At 72.6% G+C, this 1,816-nt stretch carries 3 protein-coding genes; 1 reads left to right on the top strand and 2 read right to left on the bottom strand.

Annotated elements, in window-relative coordinates; translation table 11 throughout:
- Positions 1-371: pantoate--beta-alanine ligase (locus PLJ28_RS15830; protein WP_324590437.1), on the bottom strand; the 371-nt coding region annotated here is incomplete at its 3' end.
- A gap of 54 nt (positions 372-425) precedes the next feature.
- Between PLJ28_RS15830 and PLJ28_RS15825 the strand changes: the two genes are divergently transcribed.
- Positions 426-959, top strand: coding sequence for a low molecular weight protein-tyrosine-phosphatase (locus tag PLJ28_RS15825; protein WP_324590436.1), 534 nt, complete (start codon positions 426-428; stop codon positions 957-959).
- Positions 960-1,067: 108 nt separating this feature from the next.
- On the opposite strand, the gene PLJ28_RS15820 is transcribed toward PLJ28_RS15825, so the two are convergent.
- Positions 1,068-1,700 (bottom strand): DUF3618 domain-containing protein, encoded by a 633-nt coding sequence (locus PLJ28_RS15820; protein WP_324590435.1) that lies wholly within the window; start codon positions 1,698-1,700, stop codon positions 1,068-1,070.
- Between the last annotated feature and the right edge of the window lie 116 nt (positions 1,701-1,816).

Raw genomic sequence — 1,816 nt, 5'->3', positions numbered from 1 at the left:
CCGAGGATCTCCCGGTCCGCCTCGAGCGTGCGGGGGTAGTTCTCCAGGTCGGCGGGGTCGCCGAACTGCAGCGGGTTGACGAAGACGGAGGCCACCACGATGTCGGTCTCGGCGCGGGCCTGCCGGACCAGGGCGGCGTGCCCGCCGTGCAGGGCACCCATGGTGGGGACCAGGCCCACGGTGGGCGCCGGCAGCCCGGAGAGGACGGCCGCGCGCACCTTCTCCGCGAGCGCCGCCCGGAACCCGGCCCGGGTGCGGTGCACGGCGGGCAGGTCCTGGTCGCCCGTGGCGTGCCGGGCGGTGTCCTCCAGGGTCAGGCCCGTGCCGGGGGGGACGGGGGTGCGGTCGGGGACGCGGTCGAGTGGGCTCACGCAGGCGAGTCTACGAAAGTGGAGACCCCTCGGCGGACCGGACAGACTGGGGGCATGCACCTCATGACCGTCTGCCTGGGAAACATCTGCCGCTCGCCCGCCGCCGAGGCGGTGCTGGTCCACCGGTTGCGCGAGGCCGGCCTGGATGACGTGACCGTCAGCTCCGCGGGGACCTCGGACTACCACCTGGGCGAACCGCCCCACGTCATGAGCAGCACCGAGGGTGAGGCCCGCGGTTACGCGTTCACCTCCGTGGGCGCCCAGTTCGCGGTGGAGGACTTCGACACCGCCGACCTGATCCTGGTCATGGACGCCGCCAACGATCGCGACGTGCGGGCGCTGGCCCGCGGCGCCGACGACGAGCGGAAGGTGGTGCGCCTCGGTGCCTTCGCCCGTGACGTGGCCGGCCGGGGCGTCCGTGACGTGCCGGACCCCTACGGCCTTCCCGAGAGCGCGTTCGTGTCCATGTACGACCAGATCGAGGATGCCGTCGACGGCCTGGTCCGGTCCCTGCGGGACGGCACGCTGCAGCAGGTTCTGGACACCCGGTGCGCCGGGAGCATCCGGAGCGGGCACCGCCCGGTGTGAGATCCAGCCGCTCCCGTCCGCCAGGAGCGTGGACGTGCCCCGGGGCACCGGCGCTGAGGCGTCGATGCCCCGGGGCGGGTGGGTCGAGCCGTACGGCTCAGGGGCGGATCAATAGCGCTCCGTGGTTCCCTGGACGTGGCGCGCCGACTGGGCGGACTCGTCCTTGAGCTGGCCCGCCTTGTCCTGTCCCTCGGCCTTGACGTGCTCCACGCCGGTGGTGGCGGTGTCCTTGACGGACTCCATGGCCTCCTGGGCCTGTGGCTTGAGGCTCTCCCCCATCTCCTGCGCCACGGACTTGGCCTCGTCCACCACCGGGGCCGCCCGGTCCTTGACCTTCTCGGCGGCCTCCTGCTCGGCCGATGAGGCCGGGATGAGCGATCCCACCAGCCAGCCGGCACCCAGCGCGATCAGTCCGGCGGCCAGCGGATTGCCGCGCGTACCGCGGCGGACCCGTGCCGGGGCCTGCTGGACGGCGTGCACGGCGTCCTCCGCCCGGTGCTGGACGTCGTGGGCCACGTCCTGGGCGCGGTCTTTGAGCCCGGGTCCGGACCTGGCGGCGTACGGGTCGGGACTGCCCATGATGGACTCCTTGACGGTGGTCATGCGCTCGCGGACGCGGTCACCCTGCCGGTGGACGGCGCGGGTGGGGTTGGCCTTCTCGGCCAGCGCGTCCACGTCGGCGCTGAGCTCGTGCCGGGTGCGCTCGATGTCGGCGCGGATCTCATCGGGGTTGTTGCTCATGGGGTCTCCTTGTTCGGGTTCAGGGTCGCCGGGATCTCCTGAACCGTCTCCTGGGTCTGGGGCAGACCCTTGATCCGATCGAAGTACTTCTTGCCCATCACGCCGAGCACGGCGGC

The organism is Citricoccus sp. (genome assembly GCF_035445025.1).
In the GTDB taxonomy this organism is placed as follows: domain Bacteria; phylum Actinomycetota; class Actinomycetes; order Actinomycetales; family Micrococcaceae; genus Citricoccus.
This window is presented reverse-complemented; position numbering and strand designations above follow the sequence as displayed.

Excerpts from the sequence above, each read along its gene's own strand:
- PLJ28_RS15825 (WP_324590436.1), top strand. The coding sequence starts at position 426 with ATGCACCTCATGACCGTCTGCCTGGGAAACATCTGCCGCTCGCCCGCC.
- PLJ28_RS15820 (WP_324590435.1), bottom strand. The coding sequence starts at position 1,700 with ATGAGCAACAACCCCGATGAGATCCGCGCCGACATCGAGCGCACCCGG.